This window comes from Ruegeria sp. HKCCD7251 (genome assembly GCF_013031165.1).
Classification (GTDB): Bacteria; Pseudomonadota; Alphaproteobacteria; order Rhodobacterales; family Rhodobacteraceae; genus Ruegeria.
Map to the genome: position 1 here is coordinate 327,184 of NZ_WPZC01000004.1, position 20,715 is coordinate 347,898.

Sequence of the window (20,715 nt, forward strand, 5' to 3'; positions counted from 1 at the left end):
AAAAGGTATGAGGAAATATCATATGATTGCGCCTCGTCGGTTTCTGCCCTCGATCCCCTCGCTGCTGGCGCTTGAGGCCGTGGATCGTTTGGGAAGCGCCTCGGCCGCTGCCGAAGAACTGTCCCTGACCCAAAGCGCAATCAGTCGGCAGCTCAAGACTTTGGAAGAACAGTTGGGCGTCGACCTCATCCAACGCAGTCATATGCGGCTTCACTTGACGCCTGCGGCAAAGGAATATGTTCAGGTGGCCCGCGCGACCTTGCATCAGTTGGCGCAGGCTTCGTTGAAACTAAAGGCCAACCCGACCGGCGGATCCCTGAACCTTTCGATACTGCCCGCGTTCGGAATGCACTGGTTGGCGCCACGCCTTCAGGACTTTGCCCGCAAGCACCCCGAGGTCACGGTGAACCTGAATACACGCCTGCGCCCCTTTGATTTTGACAGGGAACGCTTTGACGCCGCAATCCATTTCGGCCGCAAAGACTGGACCGGCGTCAACTACCTTCCCATCATGCGAGAAGACGTCCTGCCGGTCTGCGCGCCCGCGCTGCTACCCGACCAGAACGGCAACATCGAGTGGTTGCTGAAAGCGCCCCTTCTGCAATTGGAAACGCGCCCCGACGCGTGGGAGAAATGGTTCGCCGTTCAAGGGCACGAGGTTTCGGGCATTCAGGGAATGCTGTTTGATCAGTTCTCGACAATGTGCCAGGCAACCATTCATGGGCTGGGCGTTGCATTGCTGCCCAGCTATTTGGTTGATGATGACCTAAAGTCTGGACGACTGGCCCTTGCCTGGGACGGTCCGGGTTTCAGTCTGGGCGATTTCTACCTTGTTTGGCCGCAATCCAGAGCAGAGCCTGAGCCGCTCAAGTCATTCCGGCTCTGGCTGCAAGATCAGGTTGCGGCTTCAGATACCGACAGCTCTGACGCGGACTAAGCCAGCGCCGCCTTCAACTTAACTGCCAGTTGGCAACGCGCGCGGCAGGTGCGGGCAAGGCCCGCACCTGCCATGCCCAACGGGAGTAGGTGTTTCGACAGAAACATCGACGACGGGCGGGAGAGCCTCTTTCGATCTAGGTATCCAGCGAACGGGCGATCAATTCCTTCATAATCTCGTTGGTGCCACCGTAAATCATCTGAACCCGCGCGTCCGTGTAAAGGCGGGCAATCGGATACTCCATCATGAACCCATAACCACCGAAAAGCTGAAGGCATTCATGCATGACTTCGTTTTGCGCCTCGGACCCCCAATACTTGGCCATGGACGCCGTCGCAGCGTCCAAAGTTCCTGCCTCCAGCTTGGCAATACAATCGCTCACAAAGCTGCGCAGAATTTCGGCCTTGGTCTTGCACTCGGCCAGCTTGAAGCGGGTGTTCTGGAAATCCATGACACGCTGCCCAAAGGCTTTGCGTTCCTGCGTGTATTTCACCGTTTCGGCGATTGCGTAATCAATAGACCCCAGCGCGATGATGGCGATCGTGAGGCGTTCCCACGGCAGTTGTTTCATCATCTGGTAGAAACCCTGCCCTTCTTCGGGCCCGATCAGGTTCGTCATCGGAACCTTCACGTCTTCAAAGAACAGCTCGGCCGTATCGTTGCCTTTCATACCCAGTTTTTTCAGGTTGCGACCTTTGCGAAACCCTTCGGCGCCATCTGTTTCGACGGCGACCAGTGAAACTCCCTTGGAGCCCTCGGACTTGTCGGTTTTCGCCGCAACCAGAATAAGGTCGGCAGATTGCCCATTGGTGATGAAAATCTTAGAGCCATTCAGGCGATAGCAGTTCCCGTCCTTTTCTGCGGTTGTACGGATGGACTGAACGTCAGATCCCGCCCCAGGTTCGGTCATCGCCAATGCGCCAACCATTTCGCCAGAGGCCAGCTTGGGCAGCCACTTTTGTTTCTGCTCATCGCTTCCGTAGGCAGTAATATAGTGGGTCACGATGGACTGAATTCCATACCCCCAACCTGCGTCCCCATGTGAGGTTTGCGCATACATCGTGATCGCGTCAAACCCAATGTCGCCGCCAACGCCGCCGTATTCCTCGGGGATGGCACCCGCCATCAGCCCCATATCCCCGGCCTTGCGCCAGAATTCCCGGTCAACAACACCGTTGTCGTTCCACCGTTCGATATTCGGCACCAGTTCATCTGCCATAAATCGGCTCGCCATTTCAGCGAACATCTTGTGTTCTTCTGTCGCCCAAGCGGATGTAGCAGAAATCAGAGACATAGAGCGTCCTCCCAAAAACAAATTTTGCGCACCGTAATCTGCACCGACAAACGATCCAATGCGTGCAGAGACACACAACGCAACGTCATTTCAGGAATTCGAACAGGCCGAAACTAATTCAGCAACGCCGCTTCCAGAAGAACCTTTGCGGCGGCCTTGGCTTCGCGGGCCGGGTCGCAGGATTTGAGCAGAACCGCCGTTACGATGGCCCCTTCTTTCAGCAATAGAATCTGACAGGCAAGTGCCTCAGGGGCAGACGCGCCTGCCCTGCGTGCAAGATCGGTGAAATACTCCAACAGCAGGCGTTTATGTTCGGCCGCCTGAACATGGATCGGATGCGTCTTGTCCTGAAACTCTGCACCGGCCTTGATGAACATGCAGCCGCGAAATCCATCCTCTTCGAACCATTCGCCCAAGGCGTCGAAACTGGCGATCAACTGATCAGCCGGCGTGTCGGCAAGTTCTTCTATGCGACGCAGAAACCAGTTTCTAAAGTTCTCGTCCCGCAAACGCAGCGCAGCAAGGATCAATTCCTCTTTGGTTCGGAAATGCTTGTACATCGAGGTCTTGGACACGCCAGTTTCCACCACCAGTTTATCCATACCCGTGGCGTGGAATCCGTCTTGGTAAAAGACCTGCAGGGCCTTGCGGACCAGTTCATCTCGTTTGTTTGGGCGCATTTATTAGCTCAATCCTTGACTGATCTGTACATATTATTTTGATCTGAAAGCTACAACCTCTTTCCAAACCTGCGGGGAATATCTCAAGTAACACAAGAACCTTACAATACAGCCCCGAGAAAAATATCGACGTGACACTTGACAAACATTACCGATCTGTACACCTTCAATTACAACATGTACCGATCAGTAAACCTTTGGAGCTTCCAGATGAGACGCCGTGCCAGCCCCTTCTCACCTCAGTATGTCCCCATTCTTCTGACCATCGCATTGCTTGCGGCCTCATTGACCTGAAAGGAACCAGAATGACACGCCCCCCTCTTCCCCCGTTCACGCAGGAAACCGCCATTCAAAAGATTCGGATGGCTGAAAACGGCTGGAACAGCCGCGATCCGGATGTCGTCACGCCCGCCTACACCGAAGACAGTCAATGGCGTAATCGCGCCGAGTTCATTACCGGCCATGCAGAAATCCACGCCTTTCTGACGCGAAAGTGGCGGAAGGAACTGAATTACCGATTGATCAAAGAACTTTGGGCACATTCAGACAACCGGATTGCCGTGCGCTATGCGTATGAATGGCACGATGACAGCGGTCAGTGGTTCCGCTCATACGGGAACGAGAACTGGGAATTTGCTACTGATGGCCGGATGGCTAAACGTCATGCGTCATTGAATGATGTGCCGATTTCGGAAGAAGACCGGCTGTTTCACTGGCCCAGCGGCCCCCGGCCTGATGATCACCCCGGCCTGTCAGATCTCGGCCTGTAGAAAGGACAGCCCATGCCCCGTGCATTTTCCGAACTGATGTTCACGCCTGCCGTTCGCGCCCATCAGGAACGTATGGGTTCTGCCAAGACCTATGCCAAGTTCCTTGAGGGCGGCCCCCAGCAAGGTCATGAGATTGGCCCCGCAGAAAAAGCGTTTATCGAAGCCCGGGATGGGTTCTATCAATCCACGGTGTCCGAGACCGGCTGGCCTTATGTTCAGTATCGCGGTGGGCCTGCCGGATTTCTGAAAGTGTTTGGCCCGACAACGATTGGATACGCCGACTTTTCCGGCAACAAGCAGTATATTTCTCGTGGGAATCTGGACGGCAACGACCGGGTGGCCATGATCCTGATGGATTATGCAAACCAGCGCCGATTGAAGATTCTGGGGCGGGTCGCGTTCACCGAAGGCGAATCCGCCGCAGCCAGCCTGTTTCCCGATGAAGCCGATGCTGTGGCAGAACGCGCCGTCATTATTCGGGTCGAGGGGCTGGATTGGAATTGCCCGCGCCACATCACACCACGTTTTACCGAGGCGGAACTGCGCCCCCACCTGAACACGCTTGGTCAACAACTGGCGCAGCTTCAGGCCGAAAACGAGAAACTGAAACAGCAACTGGCAAGCCGATCCTGAAACGGCTTGCCGGAAGTCCTGATTATGTTCTGTAAGCAAGGAAGCAGTTCATGCCGCGTTCCACGTTGAATTTCGCTTTTATTTGCCTGATTGGCTGCACCCTGTCGACCGGAGTTCTGATGCTAGGCTTTTTTGCATCTCCCGAAGCGGTGCGTTCTTCTCCTCCGGCTACCTACAACTCTTTGTTGCTGGAGCATCTCGCGAAGCGATAAGGCAGATGGGGCTTAATTCTTCTTCAAAATACACATATATCCACTCGCACCCCCTTGACCTTCCCGTGACTGGAACCCTCATTTAGAGGGTGAAAAGCACTTCGGGATGAGTCGGATGACTACACCGCAGAAAATTCAATTGAAAATCACCGGAATGGGGTGTGCGTCCTGCGTTGGTCGCGTTGAGGCTGCTCTGGATGACGTTCCGGGCGTCACATCGGCCGCGGTCAATTTTGCTACCGAAACCGCACAGGTCTCATTTTCCGGGCCAGTTGAGTCGCTGACACACGCGCTGGATCAGGCGGGCTATCCCACTGCTATTGCTCATACGACGCTGAATGTTTCCGGCATGAGCTGCGCCTCATGCGTGCGCAAGATCGAAGGGCTTTTGTCAGGTGAGCCAGCCGTCGTTGAAGCGCAGGTCAATCTTGCGACTGAAACTGCGACGGTGACGTATGTGGACGGGGCAACCACCGCACAGGCGCTGGCGGACCTCTGTACCAAAGCGGGTTATCCAGCCCGTGTCGCGCAAGAGGACGGTGAAGCAGACCACAGCAAGGCGCAGGAAGCCAATTCGCTGACTCGCGCCACACTGTTTGCCGCAATGCTGGCGCTGCCCGTTTTTGTGCTGGAAATGGGCGGGCACGTGATCCCAGCCTTTCATCATTGGGTTCACGCCACGATTGGAACTCAGACAAGCCACCTTATTCAGTTTGGCCTGACCACTCTTCTTCTGCTTGGACCGGGTCGGGTCTTTTACGCGAAAGGCATCCCTTCTTTGCTGCGCAGGTCCCCGGACATGAACGCGCTGGTCGCCATGGGAACCGGGGCGGCCTATTTGTATTCGGTTGTCGCGACTTTTGCGCCGGGCGCCTTGCCGGAAGGCAGCGCCAATGTCTATTTCGAAGCGGCATCCGTCATCGTCGTCCTGATCCTTCTGGGTCGCGCGATGGAGGCACGCGCAAAGGGGCGCACTGGTGCTGCGATCCAGAAGCTGATCGGCCTGCAACCCAAATCGGCCAGGGTGGAACGGGACGGCACAATGATCGACCGCCCGATCTCGGAGATTGTGGTGGGCGATATCCTTCAGATCAGACCAGGTGAGCGTGTTCCGGTGGACGCCGAAGTTCTGGAAGGCACGTCCTTCGTGGATGAAAGCATGATTACGGGTGAGCCGATCCCTGTTGGAAAATCCAAGGCGGATCAGGTCGTGGCAGGCACCATCAACGGCACTGGGGCGCTGCGGGTAAGGGCAGCGCGCGTTGGTGCCGATACTGTTCTAGCACAAGTCATTCGGATGGTTGAACAGGCGCAAGGTGCAAAATTACCTATACAGGGGCTGGTCGACCGTATCACCGCGTGGTTCGTGCCAGCGGTTATCGGTGTTGCAGCACTAACGATTGCGGCTTGGTTGCTGTTTGGGCCTGCGCCCGCCTTGCCGATGGCCTTGGTCGCAGGTGTTTCGGTTCTGATCATTGCGTGCCCCTGCGCCATGGGGCTGGCAACACCGACGTCGATCATGGTGGGCACGGGCCGCGCAGCCGAATTGGGTGTTCTGTTTCGCAAGGGCGATGCTCTGCAACAGCTTCAAAAAGCCAAGGTCGTTGCGTTGGACAAGACCGGGACACTGACACAGGGACGCCCTGAACTTGAAACTATCGTGACGGCCAACGGGTTCGACAACGATCAAGCCCTACGGCTTGCGGCATCGGTTGAATCCCGATCCGAACACCCGATTGCAACTGCGATCACGCGCGCAGGGCCTGCGGTACCGCCCGATGCGTCGGACTTCCAGTCACTGACAGGCTTGGGAGCTCGGGCCTTGGTTGACGGGCAAGAGATTATCATCGGGTCGCTCAGGCTAATGCGGCAGTACAACGTGGATGTGTCAGAGTTGAAACAGGACGCCGACCAGCGCGCGGCCGAGGGCGCAACCCCCTTGTTCCTGGCTGTCGATAGCAGGGCCGCCGCAATGATTGCAGTTTCAGACCCGCTCAAACCCGGCACTGCCGAGGCCCTTGGCAGGCTACATGCGATGGGGCTGAATCTGGCGATGGTCACCGGGGACAATAGCGGCACGGCGCAGTCGCTTGCCCGGAAACTTGGTATTGATCACGTGACGTCCGAGGTGTTGCCGGACGGCAAACTGGCCGCGATCAATGACCTGCGCGACCAGTTTGGATCGCTGGCTTTTGTCGGGGATGGCATCAATGACGCCCCGGCGCTTGCAGCAGCGGATATTGGTATTGCGATTGGTACTGGAACCGACGTGGCCATTGAAACGGCGGATGTGGTGCTCATGTCAGGTGATCTGCGCGGTGTGGCGAACGCGATGGATATCAGCCGCCGCACCATGCGGAACATCCGGCAGAACCTGGGCTGGGCGTTTGGATATAACGTCTTGCTGATACCGGTTGCGGCAGGCGTGCTTTTTCCCTTTGGCGGGCCATTGCTGTCCCCAGCCTTGGCCGCCGGAGCAATGGCGCTTTCCAGTGTTTTCGTAGTCACAAATGCGCTGCGCCTGCGCCGGGTCCGGGCCACTTTGCCTGAAAGAGAGCACACAGAAACTCAGCAAACGGTGGCACCATGAATATCGGTGATGTTTCGACCCAGACCGGGTTACCCGCAAAGACGATCCGCTATTACGAAGACATCGGACTGGTCAAACCCCTGCGCGATGACAACGGGTACCGCCGGTTCCGCAGTCAGGACATACACAAGCTGAATTTTCTGGGCCGCGCCCGTGCATTGGGCTTTACGATCGAAGACTGCCGCACATTGATGGCCCTATACGAAGACGACACCCGCGCCAGTTCCGACGTCAAGAAGGTCGCGCGCGCGCATCTGGCCCAGGTCGAGGCCAAGATCGCTGACCTGAACGCCATGCGCGATACGTTGGGACACCTGATTGACGCATGTGCGGGTGATGATCGGCCCGACTGTCCAATCCTGCAAGATTTGGGAGGCAAAGCATAACACGGGGTTGCCCTTTGCACGCAGCTTTGGTTTGTCTCTGCTGAACGACCCAACCGGGCATGAGAGAGGATCACCAAATGGCAAAAGTCGCATTCCTTGGATTGGGTGTCATGGGCTACCCAATGGCCGGCCATCTGCAGGCCGCAGGTCACGACGTAACCGTCTACAACCGAACGCAAGCCAAGGCCGAAGCATGGGTTGCCCAGCATGGCGGTGCAATGGCCGCGACACCGCATGAGGCAGCCGAAGGTGCTGAGTTCGTCATGTCCTGCGTCGGAAATGACGACGACTTGCGCATGGTGTGCACCGGCGAAGATGGCGCGTTTCACGGGATGTCTGACGGTGCGATTTTTGTCGACCACACAACTGTTTCTGCCAAGGTGACGCGCGAGTTGTACGAGGCGGGCAAAACCCGTGGGATCGCCTTTGTCGATGCCCCGATCTCGGGCGGGCAGGCGGGGGCCGAAAACGGGGTCTTGTCAATCATGTGCGGCGGCGACCAGCTGGCCTATGACACGGCAGAGCCGATCATGCAGGTCTATTCCAAAATCTGCCGCCGGATCGGCGACAGCGGCGCGGGGCAGATGACGAAGATGTGCAACCAAATCGCCATCGCTGGTTTGGTTCAGGGCCTTAGTGAAGCGTTGCATTTTGCCGAAAAAGCCGGGCTGGACGGCCGGTCGGTGGTTGAGGTGATCAGCCAGGGCGCGGCAGGAAGCTGGCAGATGGCGAACAGGTACGAGACCATGCTGGACGACCATTTCGATCACGGCTTCGCTGTTGACTGGATGCGCAAGGATTTGGGCATCTGCCTGAGCACCGCAGATGAAACAGGTGCGTCTCTGCCTGTGACGGCTCTGGTTGATCAGTTCTACAAGGATGTGCAGAAACTGGGCGGCGGGCGCTGGGACACCTCGTCCCTGATCAAGCGTTTGCGCGCGTTGGGATGAAGCAAGGGGGCTGTCTGCCCCCTCTTGGGCCGTGGCCCAATTCACCCCCGAGGATATTTAGGGCCAGATGAAGAGGACCCCGCTGAACGCGGGACAGGAATTCGAATGAGCGACTTGATTGGTTTCTGGACAGGCGCATTGCGCCAGCATTGGGTTCTGGATGCGCGACTGACCCGTTTGGATGGCGAATACGACCTTAACTTTCTGGTGCAGGCGACAAATGGTCAGGACTATGTGCTCAAAGTCATGCGCGCCGGATGTGAGCAGGAACTCGTGGACCTTCAGGTCAAAGCTTTGGATCACATCGCGCACGTTGCGCCGGGATTGCCCTTTCCGAAGGTGATACAAGATCTTGAAGGTGTGGTACTGCCACAAATTGAAGATCAGGAAGGTGCGCCGCGTCTAGCGTGGCTGCTGGAACGCCTTCCGGGGCAATGTTACGCCAAGGCCGCGCCTAAATCCGAAGACCTGATACTCAGGCTGGGGCGCGTATTGGGGGCAACAGATCGCGCATTGGAAGGGTTTTCGCATAGCGGGTTGAACCGGGCCAGCTTCAAGTGGGACCTGACGCAGGCCGGCTGGATTTTGGAAAAGTTGGACGCGATTACGGACACCGCGCAGCGGGTGCTTTTGACAGAGATTTGCGCCGAATTTACAGCGACCTCAGCTGCGCTTGCCACGTTGCCGAAACAGGCGATCCACAACGACGCCAATGATTACAACATTCTGGTCGAAGGCGATCTGGGTCAGCGCCAAAGCGTATCCGGGCTGATAGATTTGGGCGACATGTGTGCCGCCCCCCGCGTGTGCGATCTGGCGATTGCCGGGGCGTATATCGTTCTGGATCACCCCAGACCAGAACATGCGCTGGCCGCTTTGGTGCGCGGGTATCACGCGGCCAATCGTTTGCGTCCGGAAGAGGTTGACCTGATCTGGTCTTTGTTACGGATGCGGCTGGCGGTATCGGTTGTGAACTCGACCTTGATGGCGGCTGAAAACCCTGATGATCCGTATGTTACGATCAGTCAGGCCCCGGCGTGGCGGTTCCTGGAGAACAAGGCGATGAATGGTGGCCTGATGTCTGCGCGGTTGCGTGTGGCCTGCGGGCTGCCTGTCACCGACGGCGCCGAGCATGTCCTTACCTATCTGCATGAGCATCGCGGACAGTTTGCCCCAATGTTCAGGCAAGACTTGACCGATGTGCCGATGGGGTCTTTGTCGGTGGAAAACTGTGTCTGGCCGCAGAATCCTTTCGACATGCCTTTGGCCGAGGCCGCGCGCGTGGGCGAGGAGTATGGTGAGGGCCCGTGGCTGGGTTATTACAACGAGCCGCGCCTGATCTATGCCGAGCCGGGATTCCGCAAGGGGCCGTGGAAAGCGTCAGATCGGCGAACGGTACATCTGGCCGTGGATGTGTTTGCCCCGGTGGGCACCTTGCTACACGCACCGTTAAGCGGACGTGTTGAGGCGGTCGAGAACCGTGACGCCCATCTGGACTACGGCGGTGTGGTGATCCTGCATCATGAAACGCCCGAGGGGGATGCGTTCTATACGCTCTATGGTCATCTGGACCCCGAGGTGTGCGAGCGACTGAAACCTGGTGATCCCGTAGCTCAGGGCGCGGCATTCGCGCGTCTGGGGGATGCCAGCCAGAACGGCGGCTGGGCCCCACATGTGCATTTCCAGCTGGCGATGACCACGGACGGAATGCAGAATGATTGGCCAGGTGTTGGTGATCCCGATGAGATGGAGCTGTGGCACGCGGTTTGCCCGAACCCCGCAGCCCTGTTGAACCTGCCCGATGACAAGGTGTTCTATCGCCCGACAGACAAACAGGCGATCCTGAAGGGGCGGCACGAGCACTTTGGCGGCAATCTCAGCCTGACGTATGACGACCCGGTGATGCTGGTGCGCGGGTGGAAACACCACCTGTTCGATGAATGGGGGCGCCCTTACCTGGACGCCTATAACAACGTCCCCCATGTGGGCCACGCACATCCGCGAATTCAGGCGGTGGCGGCGGATCAGTTGCGGAGGATGAACTCGAACACCCGCTATCTGCACCCGGCACAGACCGCTTTTGCAGACAAGGTGCTGTCGAAACTGCCCGATCACTTTGAGGTCTGTTTTTTCGTCAATTCCGGCACCGAGGCCAATGAACTGGCCCTGCGGCTGGCGCGCGCGCATACCGGGGCCAAGGGGATCGTGACGCCGGATCACGGTTATCACGGCAATACGAATGCGGCGGTTGCGATCTCGGCCTACAAGTTCAACAAGCCCGGCGGCGTGGGTCAGGCGGATTGGGTCGAACTGGTCGAAGTGGCCGACGATTATCGCGGATCATTCAAGCGCGACGATCCCGGCCGCGCTACAAAGTTCGCGGATTTAGTGGACCCTGCGATTGCCGCTTTGCAGGACAAAGGGCACGGCGTTGCCGGTTTCATCGCCGAGACGTTCCCTTCGGTCGGGGGTCAGATCATCCCGCCCAAGGGTTATCTGCCCGCAGTCTATGAAAAAATCCGCGCCGCCGGAGGGGTGTGTATCGCCGACGAGGTGCAGACCGGGCTGGGCCGTCTGGGTGAGTATTACTTTGGCTTCGAGCATCAGGGCGCGCTGCCCGATATTGTGGTCATGGGCAAACCCATCGGCAACGGGCACCCTCTGGGTGTGTTGGTCACGACCAGGGAAATCGCGCAAAGCTTTGACAACGGGATCGAGTTCTTCTCGACCTTCGGTGGATCAACCTTGTCCTGCCGGATCGGGAAAGAGGTGTTGGACATCGTCGATGATGAGGGGTTGCAGGACAACGCCCGCGTGATGGGCGCGCGGCTGATGAACGAGCTGCGCGCGATTGAGGGTGATTTTGCCTGTGTCGGCGACGTGCGGGGCATGGGCCTGTTTCTGGGGGTCGAATTGATCAACCCCAACGGGTCCGAGGGCACCGAGATCTGCAAATACGTCAAGAACCGGATGCGCGATCACCGCATCCTGATCGGCAGCGAAGGGCCCAAGGACAACATCCTGAAAATCCGCCCGCCCCTGACGATCGAGGCGGATGACGTCGACATGATCCTGTGGGCGCTGCGCGATGTGCTGACCGAGGTCGGCGACTATGCCCCTGCCCCGGCCTGCGACCATGATCACCACCACGCCGGATGCGGCTGCTGTTGAGCCAGAAAAACCCCGGCGCGAGGAGCGTGCCGGGGTCTAACGCGCCCGCCACTTAGTGCAGCACGGTCGCTGGGGGTTGGTGGCCAGTCGTCGGCATGGGGACCGCTGACGTCATACGTCGCAGCGCCAGCCCCAGTTCTTCGGATAGCGAAGCCAAAGCCGGGGCAAAATCCGCCCGCACAATTAGCGATGCCATCATCATGGCGTCCTCGCGCGCCCCTTCGGAGGCCGAGGCGATCATCTGGGCAAAACAGTTTTCATCCGCACCCAGGCACGAGCATCCCAACCCATGCCGGATCAGGGGCCGACGTCCATGATGGGCGCATAGGGAACACAACCTGTCCAATGTCATCATGGCCGCGTGTCCCACATCCGCGCCCAACGCGATCTGAAAATCACTGGCCGCATCCGCACGTGACTGGCCGCAATCGCTCCATAAACGCAGGTACATTACGGCACCGGCCTCGATCGGGCTTAAATCTGCCAAGCGACCGACGGGTGCCCCGCCGCGCGACGTTTGACTGCTCATTTTGTCAAGATCAACTTACCGGCGCGAGTGATGCGCAACGTATAGAGCTGATCACCCAGTTCGATATACGCAAGATTGCCTCCCTTGGTCAGATCTTCGGCCTTGTGCGAAGGCAACATGGACACAGCGTAGGACTGAGCGGGGTTTGGTGTCTGCATATTCATTAGGGCAACTCCAGAATATCTTGGCGCTTGGCCGATTGTGTTCGCAATTCAAGTTTCTGGCTGGCCCGGTTCCGGGTTTGCTGACTGACTTGCCGATAATCTGATAAATTTACTCAGGTATGTCAAGAGGCATAATCGGATGCTTAATCGACCTTCCTCAATTGCAAGGCGCTCCGGTTGGAGATAGGTGTCTCGCGACGATCAAATGGGGGATTTTTCGATGACCGCAACAATCATGTTCGACCTTGACGGCACGCTTGTCGACAGCATCCCCGACATCGCTGCCGCGGCGAACAAGATGCTGCAGGACACCGACACAGCGCCCTTGCCACAGGACACGATCAAACAGTTTGTCGGTAACGGCCTTCCGAAACTGGTCGAACGGGTGATCCTGCACTGCGGTCTTCCCTTAGCGCACCACGCGGACCTGACGCAAAAAACGCTGGCATACTACAATGCGGCCTCCAGCGACCGGACCGTTCCTTATCCCGGCGTTGCCGAAGCCCTGGCAGAACTGCAAGAAATGGGGTGCGTCCTTGGCGTATGCACCAACAAACCCGAGGCCCCTGCCCGACACATTCTAAGCGCACTTAAGCTGGATCATCATTTTGACACCGTGTTCGGAGGAGATACGCTGCTGGTCCGCAAGCCGGACCCTGCCCATTTGAACGCAAGCTTTGATGCTGTTACGTCCGCTGGTCCGCGCCTCTATGTCGGCGACAGTGAAGTTGACGCCGAAACAGCGCAGCGGGCAAAGGTGCCGTTCCTATTGTTTACGGAAGGGTATCGAAAAACACCAATTTCGGAAATTCCACATTCGCGCGCCTACGACCACGCCAGTGAATTGGCCGCGCTTGTAGTCGACGTGCTGGACGAGATGGGCCAACCGACCTCGTGAAAGCGAGGGGCCAGCATAGGGGGTAAGTCGCCAGCCCCTCAGGGGAAAAGTGGTAATGTCCGCGGTTATTCCTTGGATAAGCCCGTGTTAACCACTTACGCTGGGGCAAGATATAGGGGGTTTCCCGTAGTCCCCTTTAACCTCCTGTTAGTTCGCAACTTTTAAACGAAAATTTCGTAGGAAGCAGCCGTTTCGCCAATAGAAAAATGGCGGAATGGAAAACCCATCCCGCCATAACAGAACTGAACAATTTTGCCGTTCGGCCTGTGTCAGATGGCCAGATACTCTTCGCGCAGTTGGGAGTTCTCAAGCACCTCGCTGGCGGTGCCGTCAAAAACGATGCTGCCCGTATCCAGAATGATAGCTCGATCCGCCAGTTCCAACGCTCGCACAGCGTTCTGTTCGACGATGATCGTTGTCATGCCTTGCTGTTTGACGTGGACCAGCGTCTTTTCGATCTCATCCACGATCACCGGAGCCAACCCCTCGTAAGGCTCGTCCAGCAACAGTACCTTGATGTCGCGGGCCAGGGCCCGCGCGATCGACAGCATCTGCTGCTCACCACCCGACAGGGTCACGCCCTCTTGCTTGCGGCGCTCACCCAGACGGGGGAACAACTCGTAAAGCCGCTCTAGTGACCACCCGATCGGAGGCGCGATCTGGGCCAGTTGCAGATTTTCCTCGACCGTGAGGCCGGGGATGATCCGCCGGTCCTCGGGCACCAGACCCAGCCCCGCGGCCGCCGCTTCGTAGCTGGTCATGTTGTGCAGCGGTTGATGATCCAGCCAGATTTCGCCATGGCGCACGTCAGGCTCACCCACCCGCGCAATCGAGCGCAGGGTCGAGGTCTTGCCCGCCCCGTTCCGGCCGAGCAGAGCCAAAATCTCGCCCTCATGCACGTTAAAGCTGACACCTTGCACGATGTAGCTTTCGCCATAGTAGGAATGCATGTCCCACACCGACAGGAAGGCAGGCGCGGTGGTGGCCATATTCGCGTTTTTTGAAAAGTCAGGTTTCTCGTTCATAGCTTTTCCTTACGCAGCCTCGCCCAGATAGGCTTCGCGGACCTTGGGGTTACCGCGAATATTCTCCGGAGTGTCCTCGACCAGTGGCGTCCCCTGCGCCAGAACGGTGATCCGCTCGGCCAGACTGAAGACCACATGCATATCGTGTTCGATGATGGCGATGGTGATATCGCGTTCATCCTTGATCTGTTTCAGCAGGTCGATCGTGTTGTTCGTATCGGCCCGCGCCATGCCCGCCGTGGGTTCATCCAGCAGCAGCAGACGCGGGTTCTGGCTGAGGCACATGCCGATCTCAAGCCGCCGTTTATCTCCGCGTGACAAGGATGCGGCGTGCATCTCGCGTTTGTCGGCCATGTTCATCTCTTCCAGCATGGCTTCGGCCTGTTCGACGATGTCCTTCTCATTGGCAATCGTTTCATAGGCGTGCATCCGAAACGCACCATCCCGCATGGCAAAGATCGGGATCAGCATGTTCTCCATCACCGTCAATTCGCCAAAGATCTCGGGCGTCTGGAAAACGCGACTGATGCCCATCTGATTGATCTGGTACGGTTCAAGCCCCAGGACCGAGTTGTTGTCGAACAGAACCGACCCGGTATCCGGCATCAGCTTGCCCACCAGACAGTTCAGCAGCGTCGACTTGCCCGCACCGTTTGGCCCGATGATGGCGTGAACCGAGTTTTCCTCGACGTTCAGGTTCACATCCGTCAGCGCCTTGAGGCCACCAAAGCGTTTACTGACGTCTTTTACTCGCAGAATTGCCATGATCGCCCTCCTTTATTCCGCTGGCTCAGTCTTGCCCGACGGTGCATCGTCGGTGCCTGATTTTTTGCGCTTGAACCATTTCATCAGGCGCTGCCCACCTTCTACAAGGCCACCCGGCAGATAGATAACGACAAGCATGAACAGGATACCCAGGGTCAGGTGCCAGCCTTTTCCGATGAACGGGTGGATTAGGAACACAACGGCGTCTTCCAGACCGTCAGGCAGGAAAGCGAACCAACTGTGCAGGACGTTGTCGTTGATCTTCGAGAAGATGTTCTCGAAATACTTGATGAAGCCCGCGCCCAGAACCGGGCCGATCAGCGTACCGGTACCACCAAGGATGGTCATCAGAACAACCTCGCCCGAGGCTGTCCACTGCATCCGTTCCGCCCCGGCCAGCGGGTCCATCGCAGCCATCAGGCCACCGGCCAGACCAGCATACATGCCCGAGATCACAAAGGCCGCCAATGTATATGGCTTGGAGTTCAGACCGGTATAGTTCATCCGCTGCTGGTTTGACTTTACCGCCCGCAGCATCATGCCAAAGGGCGAACGGAAGATGCGGATTGCCAGATAGAACACCACCATCATGACAATTGCACACAGGTAGTAACCTGCGTTGAAGTCAAAGCTCCAGGCGCCCACATCCAGCGTATAGGTCGCCCGCATGGGCAGGCCGAACAAATGCGGCAGGTCCGGCGCATTGGCGCCCTGCAGAATTTGCGGATCATCCGCATAGACCTGAAGGCCGGTTTCACCATTGGTCAGGTTGAACTTGGGGTTCGACAGCACCGAATAGGCCAGAGCAAAGCTCATCTGTGCAAAGGCCAACGTCAGGATCGAGAAGTAGATACCCGAACGCCGCAGGCTGACAAAGCCAATCAGAAGCGAGAACAACCCGGCGACGACGACACTCAGCGCGATGGCCGGAATGACATTATAGCTGAGCAGTTTGAACATCCAAACGGCCGAATAGGATCCCACGCCCAGAAAGGCCGCGTGGCCAAAGGACAGATACCCGGTCAGGCCAAACAGGATGTTGAAGCCAATGGCAAAAATGCCAAAGATCACAAAACGCTGCATCAGGTCAGGGTAGCCCGCGTTGAACTGCGCCATGGCGCTGTCCGACGGGAATGGGTTCAGGATGAAGGGGGCCAGCAGCGTCAGGATGCCGACGATGATCAGCAGGCTGGTGTCTTTTTTGTTCAGTCCCAACATTGATTATTCCTCCATCACGCCTTTGCGCCCCATCAGACCGCGCGGTCGCGTCAGCAGCACGATAATGGCGACAAGGTAGATGATGATCTGGTTGATGCCCGGTATCGTGGTCGTGGCCCAAGTAGTCGAGGCAAAGCTTTCAAGAATGCCCAACAGGAACCCGGCCAGCACCGCTCCGGGCAGCGATCCCATGCCGCCCACAACAACCACAACGAAGCTGAGCACAAGGAAATCCATACCCATGTGATAATTCGGCGGGTTAAGCGGCCCGTACATCACACCAGCCAATCCTGCCACCGCGGCGGCGATGCCGAACATGATGGTAAAGCGACGGTCAATATTGATGCCCAGCAAACCCACGGTTTCGCGATCCGCCATGCCCGCCCGAACGACCATACCAAAGGTCGTGAATTGCAGGAATGAGAACACAGCGCCAATGATGGCTACGGCAAATCCGAAATAGACCAGACGCCAGATCGGGTAGATGATCGCGTTCGGATCGAAGCCGATCATGGTGCCCAGATCAACCGAACCGCTCAGCGCGTCAGGTGGCGGGGTCTGGATCGGGTTGGCACCGAAGAAATACTTGACGATCTCTTGCAGAACGATGGCAAGGCCAAAGGTCACCAGGATCTGGTCTGCATGAGGGCGCTTGTAGAAATGTTTGATCAGACCACGCTCCATCACGTATCCGACCAACAGCATGATCGGGATCGCAAACAGGATCGCCAGGGGAACGGACCAGTCGATGATGGTCGCTCCGACCTCGGGCCCGAACCACGCCTGAACATAGGGGGTTTCCACTTTCAGCGGATTACCCAGAAAATCGGTCTGGGTTTCGTCAAGGGTTACGAAGCTCAGGTTCATGAGCTTTTGCAGGGTAACGGCGCAGAAAGCCCCGATCATGAACAGCGCCCCGTGCGCAAAGTTCACAACCCCTAGCGTTCCGAAAATCAGCGTCAGCCCCAGCGCGATAAGCGCATAGGCCGACCCTTTGTCCAGACCGTTCAGAATTTGCAATAGGATGGCGTCCATTGGCCCCACCTCGAGATTGGTCAGCGTAGATTGAGTGGCTTAGCAGGCCATCATGCCTGCCGAAAATGTCTGGCCGCCGTCAGGCAGCCAGACCATTACCTCAGGTTATGCGCCCGGGTTGCACTGACCCAGTTCGCCACCGGCGAACATTGGGTGCTCGGGATCGTATTCGACCTGCGCACGTGGCGTGATCTCAACGATTTCCAGCGTGTCATACGCGTTGGTCGGGTTTTCATTACCCCGCACAACCAGCACGTCTTTGAAGCACTGGTGGTCGGCACCGCGATACCAGGTCGGGCCGTTGCCCAAGCCGTCGAACTCGAAATCTTCCAGAGCTTCGACAACACCGCAGGGATTGAAGGTCCCCGCACGCTCACAGGCATCCGCATAAAGCAGGGTCTGCGCATAGCAAGTCTGGGCCGAGTTTGATGGCGGTTTGCCATACTTCTCGCCAAAGGACTTCACGAAGGCCTTGGTGCCTTCATCCTGCAACTGCCAGTTCCAGTTCATCGAACCCAGAACGCCCTTGATGTTCTCGCCCGCACCGGCGGCCATCAGTTCGGAATAAAGCGGCACGACGATCTTGAAGTCCTTGCCGTTGGCAACCTTGTCGAGCAGGCCGAACTGGATCGCGTTGGTCAGCGAGTTCACCATGTTGCCGCCGTAGTGGTTCAGAACCAGCACGTCCGCGCCCGAGTTCAGAACCGGAGCGATATAGGACGAGAAGTCTGTCGACGCGAGTGGTGTTTTCACCGTGTTGACCGTTTCCCATCCCAGAGCTTCGGTCGAAGCGACGATCGACTCTTCCTGGGTCCAGCCCCAGTTGTAGTCAGCCGTCAGGTGATAGGCGCGGCGCTCGTTGCCCATCTCTGCCGCCAGCACCGGTGCAAGGGCTGCACCTGACATATAGGCGTTGAAGAAGTGGCGGAAGCCGTTGGCCTTCTTGTCCTTGCCGGTGGTGTCATTGGCATGGGTCAGACCCGCCATAAAGATCACGCCCGCTTCCTGGCACAGGCCCTGAACCGCAACGGCCACGCCCGAGGACGAACCGCCATTGATCATCACCGCGCCGTCTTTTTCGATCATCGACTTGGCCGATGCGCGTGCGGCGTCCGACTTGGTCTGCGTATCGCCGGTGACGAACTCGACCTTCTTGCCAAGGATACCGTTCCCCTTCAGGGCCTTGGACGAAAACGTGTTCAAACAGCCTCCGTCGCCTTCGCCGTTCAGATGCTCAACCGCCAGTTGCTGCGCGAGCAACTCGTCATTACCTTCTTCGGCGTAAGGACCTGTTTGTGGGACGTTGAATCCCAAAGTGACAGAGGACCCTGTCGGTTCGTTGGTGTAGGCAGCAGCCGACGAAGCGGTAAAGATCGTAGGCAGGGCCAGACCGGTTCCCGCAACGGCACCGGACTTCAGCACGCCGCGGCGTGTGACAGATTTATTGGTCATTAATTCCTCCCATTTCCCATTTTCCGCCCTCTGGCTCCTCTTCCATCGGACGAAATCGCATTTCTGCGTGCAGTAAGTATGGAGGCGCTTCTGAAAAATTCACAACAACCCATTAATTTCGAAGGAATCTTATGTAAACAAATACACAGAAACAAGAATATTTTGTAACTGTTTTGACACCAGTGATCGTTAGACTCTATTTTCATTCAATTAAATAGTAAAAATGCTCACCCTCGGCATTCAGGCCCATCCCGATATTTCTGCAAACCATGAGTCCATACTTACTGTAATACCCCTCCACGAAGTACCAGGTTGAAACTTACAGACCGAATGCCTCGCATAAACCCACATGCGTAACATCGCTCTGATATGGCAGTCGACGGCCATCAACCCGACTCAAAGACTCTTCTGACACCAGCACAAAACGGCTGGAATTGCCTCTGCTTTCCGGCCCAATCCCAGACACAGTGAAAGGTGAAAAGACGCATTGTCGTCGCAACGGCGACTAATTAGTCACAACTTCCAAGCGATACCCTCGAATTAGTTAAAAATTAATTTTCGGTTCATTTTCAAGTGATATTTCTGGTAGGCCGAGTAGAATCGGTAAAAGTGAAAAGACTTTATAAATCATTAACCTGTAATTTTTTACGAGTAACGGAACGGTGTGACATGAATGGGGGGAAAGCTCATCGCGGAGTGTGGCTGCCTAACACGCTTCACGCAAGAGCCATCATAAATTTCATTCACTGGAGCCAGGGTGGTCTGGTATTGGACGCCGCGCTGAAAGGCATTGTTGAAGCCTTCGGTGCAGATTGCGGCGTGATTAGCCGGCTCTGGCTCAACAAGGGGGCGCATCGCGTTGCCGCCCGTGCGGACACGCGTGATCCGGCCGTCAGCCGTCCGCTGTTCTTGTCCTTTGCCAACGATGCATTGGGCCCTTTCCGCAACATGCCGAAACGGGCCTCTGTTTTCAGCTTGCGTGAGGATGGTGAAGATCCCAGCGATTTGTCACCCGTCCTTGTCGATTGGGTAACTCATCGCAAGATTAAGGACATTCTGTTTGTCTGCCTGGATCACCAAGGGGGCGAGATCGACTTTCTGGAGCTGCATTTCGGGCAAACCCCCGAACCTGGTTTCAAGGAAGCCATTGAACAGATCGCTCCGCAGCTTTCAGAAACCTACCAAAGCCGTCGACCGGGTTTGGTCACCGAAGCTTTGTCGCGCCAAACAGTGTCGACAATTCGGAAAAGCACAACGGACACTCCAATCCTAAGCACAGGAAACCCGGCTGGGTTGACCCGCGCTGAATGGCGCGTATGCGCGCTGGTTTCGCGCGGCATTTCTCCACAAGGGATCGGCACAGAGCTTGGAATTGGGCCAGCAACTGTTAGAACGCATCTGAAGCATATCTATTCGAAAACAGGTCTGGATAACTTTCACATGCTGGCAAGACGTTTGGTTTCAGTCGAAGAACGCGAAGCACTGCACGGAAAGCAGCATCAGGCAAGGGCTTGATGCCAGACACCGACTGGCAAAATTGGCTGGCATTGTGGCTGTTCGCACCGCTGTTCGTCGCAATGGCCTGGACGGATTTCACCCAACTTCGGATTCCAAATACCTACTGCATTGTGGGCCTGATCCTGTTTGTGGCTGCCGCACCCTTTCTGGCATGGAACGAGCTTCTTTTGCGCTTGCTGATCGCGGGGGCGTGCTTTGTGATCTGTTTCGGTCTGTTTGCCATCAACTGGCTTGGCGGGGGGGACGCCAAGATGCTACCCATCGTCTTTCTTGCTGTTCCTTCGACCCAGATACCGAACTACCTGTTCTTGTTTGCTGCTGCGATGGCGGTCGGTCTGGTTGGTATGGCCTTGTTCCGCCGTCTTGCGCGCGATACTTCCCCTCTTTTCAAGTCGACCGCCCAATCACGTGAGTTTCCAATGGGCATCGCAATCGGGTCGGCAGGATTGGTCCTGATCGCCATATCAGTCGCGGAACTGACCGGTTAA

20 protein-coding genes are annotated in these 20,715 nt (G+C 57.1%); 11 read left to right on the forward strand and 9 right to left on the reverse strand.

Features of this window, described 5'->3' with window-relative positions:
* Nucleotides 1-22: 22 nt before the first annotated feature.
* Entirely contained in the window at nucleotides 23-937 is a 915-nt protein-coding gene (locus tag GOX75_RS13060; RefSeq protein ID WP_171123730.1) for a LysR substrate-binding domain-containing protein, read from the forward strand.
* A gap of 136 nt (nucleotides 938-1,073) precedes the next feature.
* Here the strand turns inward: GOX75_RS13060 and GOX75_RS13065 are convergent, their stop codons facing one another.
* Nucleotides 1,074-2,231, reverse strand: coding sequence for an acyl-CoA dehydrogenase family protein (locus GOX75_RS13065; protein WP_171123731.1), 1,158 nt, complete (start codon nucleotides 2,229-2,231; stop codon nucleotides 1,074-1,076).
* 113 nt (nucleotides 2,232-2,344) lie between these two features.
* On the reverse strand, nucleotides 2,345-2,911 hold the full coding sequence (locus tag GOX75_RS13070; protein WP_171123732.1) for a TetR/AcrR family transcriptional regulator: 567 nt from the start codon (nucleotides 2,909-2,911) through the stop codon (nucleotides 2,345-2,347).
* A gap of 305 nt (nucleotides 2,912-3,216) precedes the next feature.
* On the opposite strand from GOX75_RS13070, the gene GOX75_RS13075 reads away from it, so the two are divergent.
* The 7 genes from GOX75_RS13075 (at nucleotide 3,217) to GOX75_RS13105 (ending at nucleotide 11,623) form a co-directional block, all read left to right on the forward strand.
* A complete protein-coding gene (locus GOX75_RS13075; protein ID WP_171123733.1) occupies nucleotides 3,217-3,681 on the forward strand; it encodes a nuclear transport factor 2 family protein in 465 nt (154 codons plus the stop codon).
* Nucleotides 3,682-3,693: 12 nt separating this feature from the next.
* Nucleotides 3,694-4,314 carry a pyridoxamine 5'-phosphate oxidase family protein gene (locus tag GOX75_RS13080; RefSeq protein WP_171123734.1) on the forward strand — a complete coding sequence of 207 codons (621 nt, stop codon included), beginning with the start codon at nucleotides 3,694-3,696 and terminating at the stop codon, nucleotides 4,312-4,314.
* A gap of 50 nt (nucleotides 4,315-4,364) precedes the next feature.
* Nucleotides 4,365-4,526 carry a hypothetical protein gene (locus GOX75_RS13085; RefSeq protein WP_171123735.1) on the forward strand — a complete coding sequence of 54 codons (162 nt, stop codon included), beginning with the start codon at nucleotides 4,365-4,367 and terminating at the stop codon, nucleotides 4,524-4,526.
* Nucleotides 4,527-4,641: 115 nt separating this feature from the next.
* Nucleotides 4,642-7,116 carry a heavy metal translocating P-type ATPase gene (locus GOX75_RS13090; protein ID WP_171123736.1) on the forward strand — a complete coding sequence of 825 codons (2,475 nt, stop codon included), beginning with the start codon at nucleotides 4,642-4,644 and terminating at the stop codon, nucleotides 7,114-7,116.
* Entirely contained in the window at nucleotides 7,113-7,502 is a 390-nt protein-coding gene (cueR, locus tag GOX75_RS13095; protein ID WP_171123737.1) for a Cu(I)-responsive transcriptional regulator, read from the forward strand. Before GOX75_RS13090 ends, cueR begins: the two co-directional genes overlap by 4 nt.
* A 77-nt stretch (nucleotides 7,503-7,579) precedes the next feature.
* Nucleotides 7,580-8,452, forward strand: a complete 873-nt coding sequence (locus tag GOX75_RS13100) for an NAD(P)-dependent oxidoreductase (RefSeq protein WP_171123739.1) — start codon at nucleotides 7,580-7,582, stop codon at nucleotides 8,450-8,452.
* 105 nt (nucleotides 8,453-8,557) lie between these two features.
* Nucleotides 8,558-11,623 (forward strand): aminotransferase class III-fold pyridoxal phosphate-dependent enzyme, encoded by a 3,066-nt coding sequence (locus tag GOX75_RS13105; protein ID WP_171123741.1) that lies wholly within the window; start codon nucleotides 8,558-8,560, stop codon nucleotides 11,621-11,623.
* A gap of 52 nt (nucleotides 11,624-11,675) precedes the next feature.
* On the opposite strand, the gene GOX75_RS13110 is transcribed toward GOX75_RS13105, so the two are convergent.
* Together GOX75_RS13110 and hemP are read right to left on the reverse strand one after the other, a co-directional pair.
* Nucleotides 11,676-12,152: a hypothetical protein gene (locus tag GOX75_RS13110; RefSeq protein ID WP_171123743.1), complete on the reverse strand. Its 477-nt coding sequence runs from the start codon at nucleotides 12,150-12,152 to the stop codon at nucleotides 11,676-11,678.
* The gene (gene hemP, locus GOX75_RS13115; RefSeq protein WP_171123745.1) at nucleotides 12,149-12,316 is read right to left on the reverse strand and encodes a hemin uptake protein HemP; all 168 of its coding nucleotides are present in this window, start codon (nucleotides 12,314-12,316) and stop codon (nucleotides 12,149-12,151) included. Before hemP ends, GOX75_RS13110 begins: the two co-directional genes overlap by 4 nt.
* A gap of 220 nt (nucleotides 12,317-12,536) precedes the next feature.
* On the opposite strand from hemP, the gene gph reads away from it, so the two are divergent.
* Complete coding sequence (gph, locus tag GOX75_RS13120; RefSeq protein WP_171123747.1) at nucleotides 12,537-13,214, forward strand: phosphoglycolate phosphatase; 678 nt, start codon at nucleotides 12,537-12,539, stop codon at nucleotides 13,212-13,214.
* A 269-nt stretch (nucleotides 13,215-13,483) separates the two neighbouring features.
* Here the strand turns inward: gph and GOX75_RS13125 are convergent, their stop codons facing one another.
* From GOX75_RS13125 to GOX75_RS13145, 5 genes are all read right to left on the reverse strand, one after another.
* Nucleotides 13,484-14,239, reverse strand: a complete 756-nt coding sequence (locus tag GOX75_RS13125; RefSeq protein WP_171123749.1) for an ABC transporter ATP-binding protein — start codon at nucleotides 14,237-14,239, stop codon at nucleotides 13,484-13,486.
* A 9-nt stretch (nucleotides 14,240-14,248) separates the two neighbouring features.
* Entirely contained in the window at nucleotides 14,249-15,004 is a 756-nt protein-coding gene (locus GOX75_RS13130) for an ABC transporter ATP-binding protein (protein ID WP_171123751.1), read from the reverse strand.
* 12 nt (nucleotides 15,005-15,016) lie between these two features.
* A complete protein-coding gene (locus tag GOX75_RS13135; RefSeq protein WP_171123753.1) occupies nucleotides 15,017-16,222 on the reverse strand; it encodes a branched-chain amino acid ABC transporter permease in 1,206 nt (401 codons plus the stop codon).
* A gap of 3 nt (nucleotides 16,223-16,225) precedes the next feature.
* Nucleotides 16,226-17,257 (reverse strand): branched-chain amino acid ABC transporter permease, encoded by a 1,032-nt coding sequence (locus GOX75_RS13140; protein WP_171123755.1) that lies wholly within the window; start codon nucleotides 17,255-17,257, stop codon nucleotides 16,226-16,228.
* 105 nt (nucleotides 17,258-17,362) lie between these two features.
* Nucleotides 17,363-18,709, reverse strand: coding sequence for a substrate-binding protein (locus tag GOX75_RS13145; RefSeq protein WP_171123757.1), 1,347 nt, complete (start codon nucleotides 18,707-18,709; stop codon nucleotides 17,363-17,365).
* Between the two features lie 669 nt (nucleotides 18,710-19,378).
* Between GOX75_RS13145 and GOX75_RS13150 the strand changes: the two genes are divergently transcribed.
* Together GOX75_RS13150 and GOX75_RS13155 are read left to right on the forward strand one after the other, a co-directional pair.
* Nucleotides 19,379-20,224, forward strand: a complete 846-nt coding sequence (locus tag GOX75_RS13150) for a LuxR family transcriptional regulator (protein WP_171123759.1) — start codon at nucleotides 19,379-19,381, stop codon at nucleotides 20,222-20,224.
* On the forward strand, nucleotides 20,224-20,715 hold the full coding sequence (locus GOX75_RS13155) for a prepilin peptidase (protein WP_171123761.1): 492 nt from the start codon (nucleotides 20,224-20,226) through the stop codon (nucleotides 20,713-20,715). Before GOX75_RS13150 ends, GOX75_RS13155 begins: the two co-directional genes overlap by 1 nt.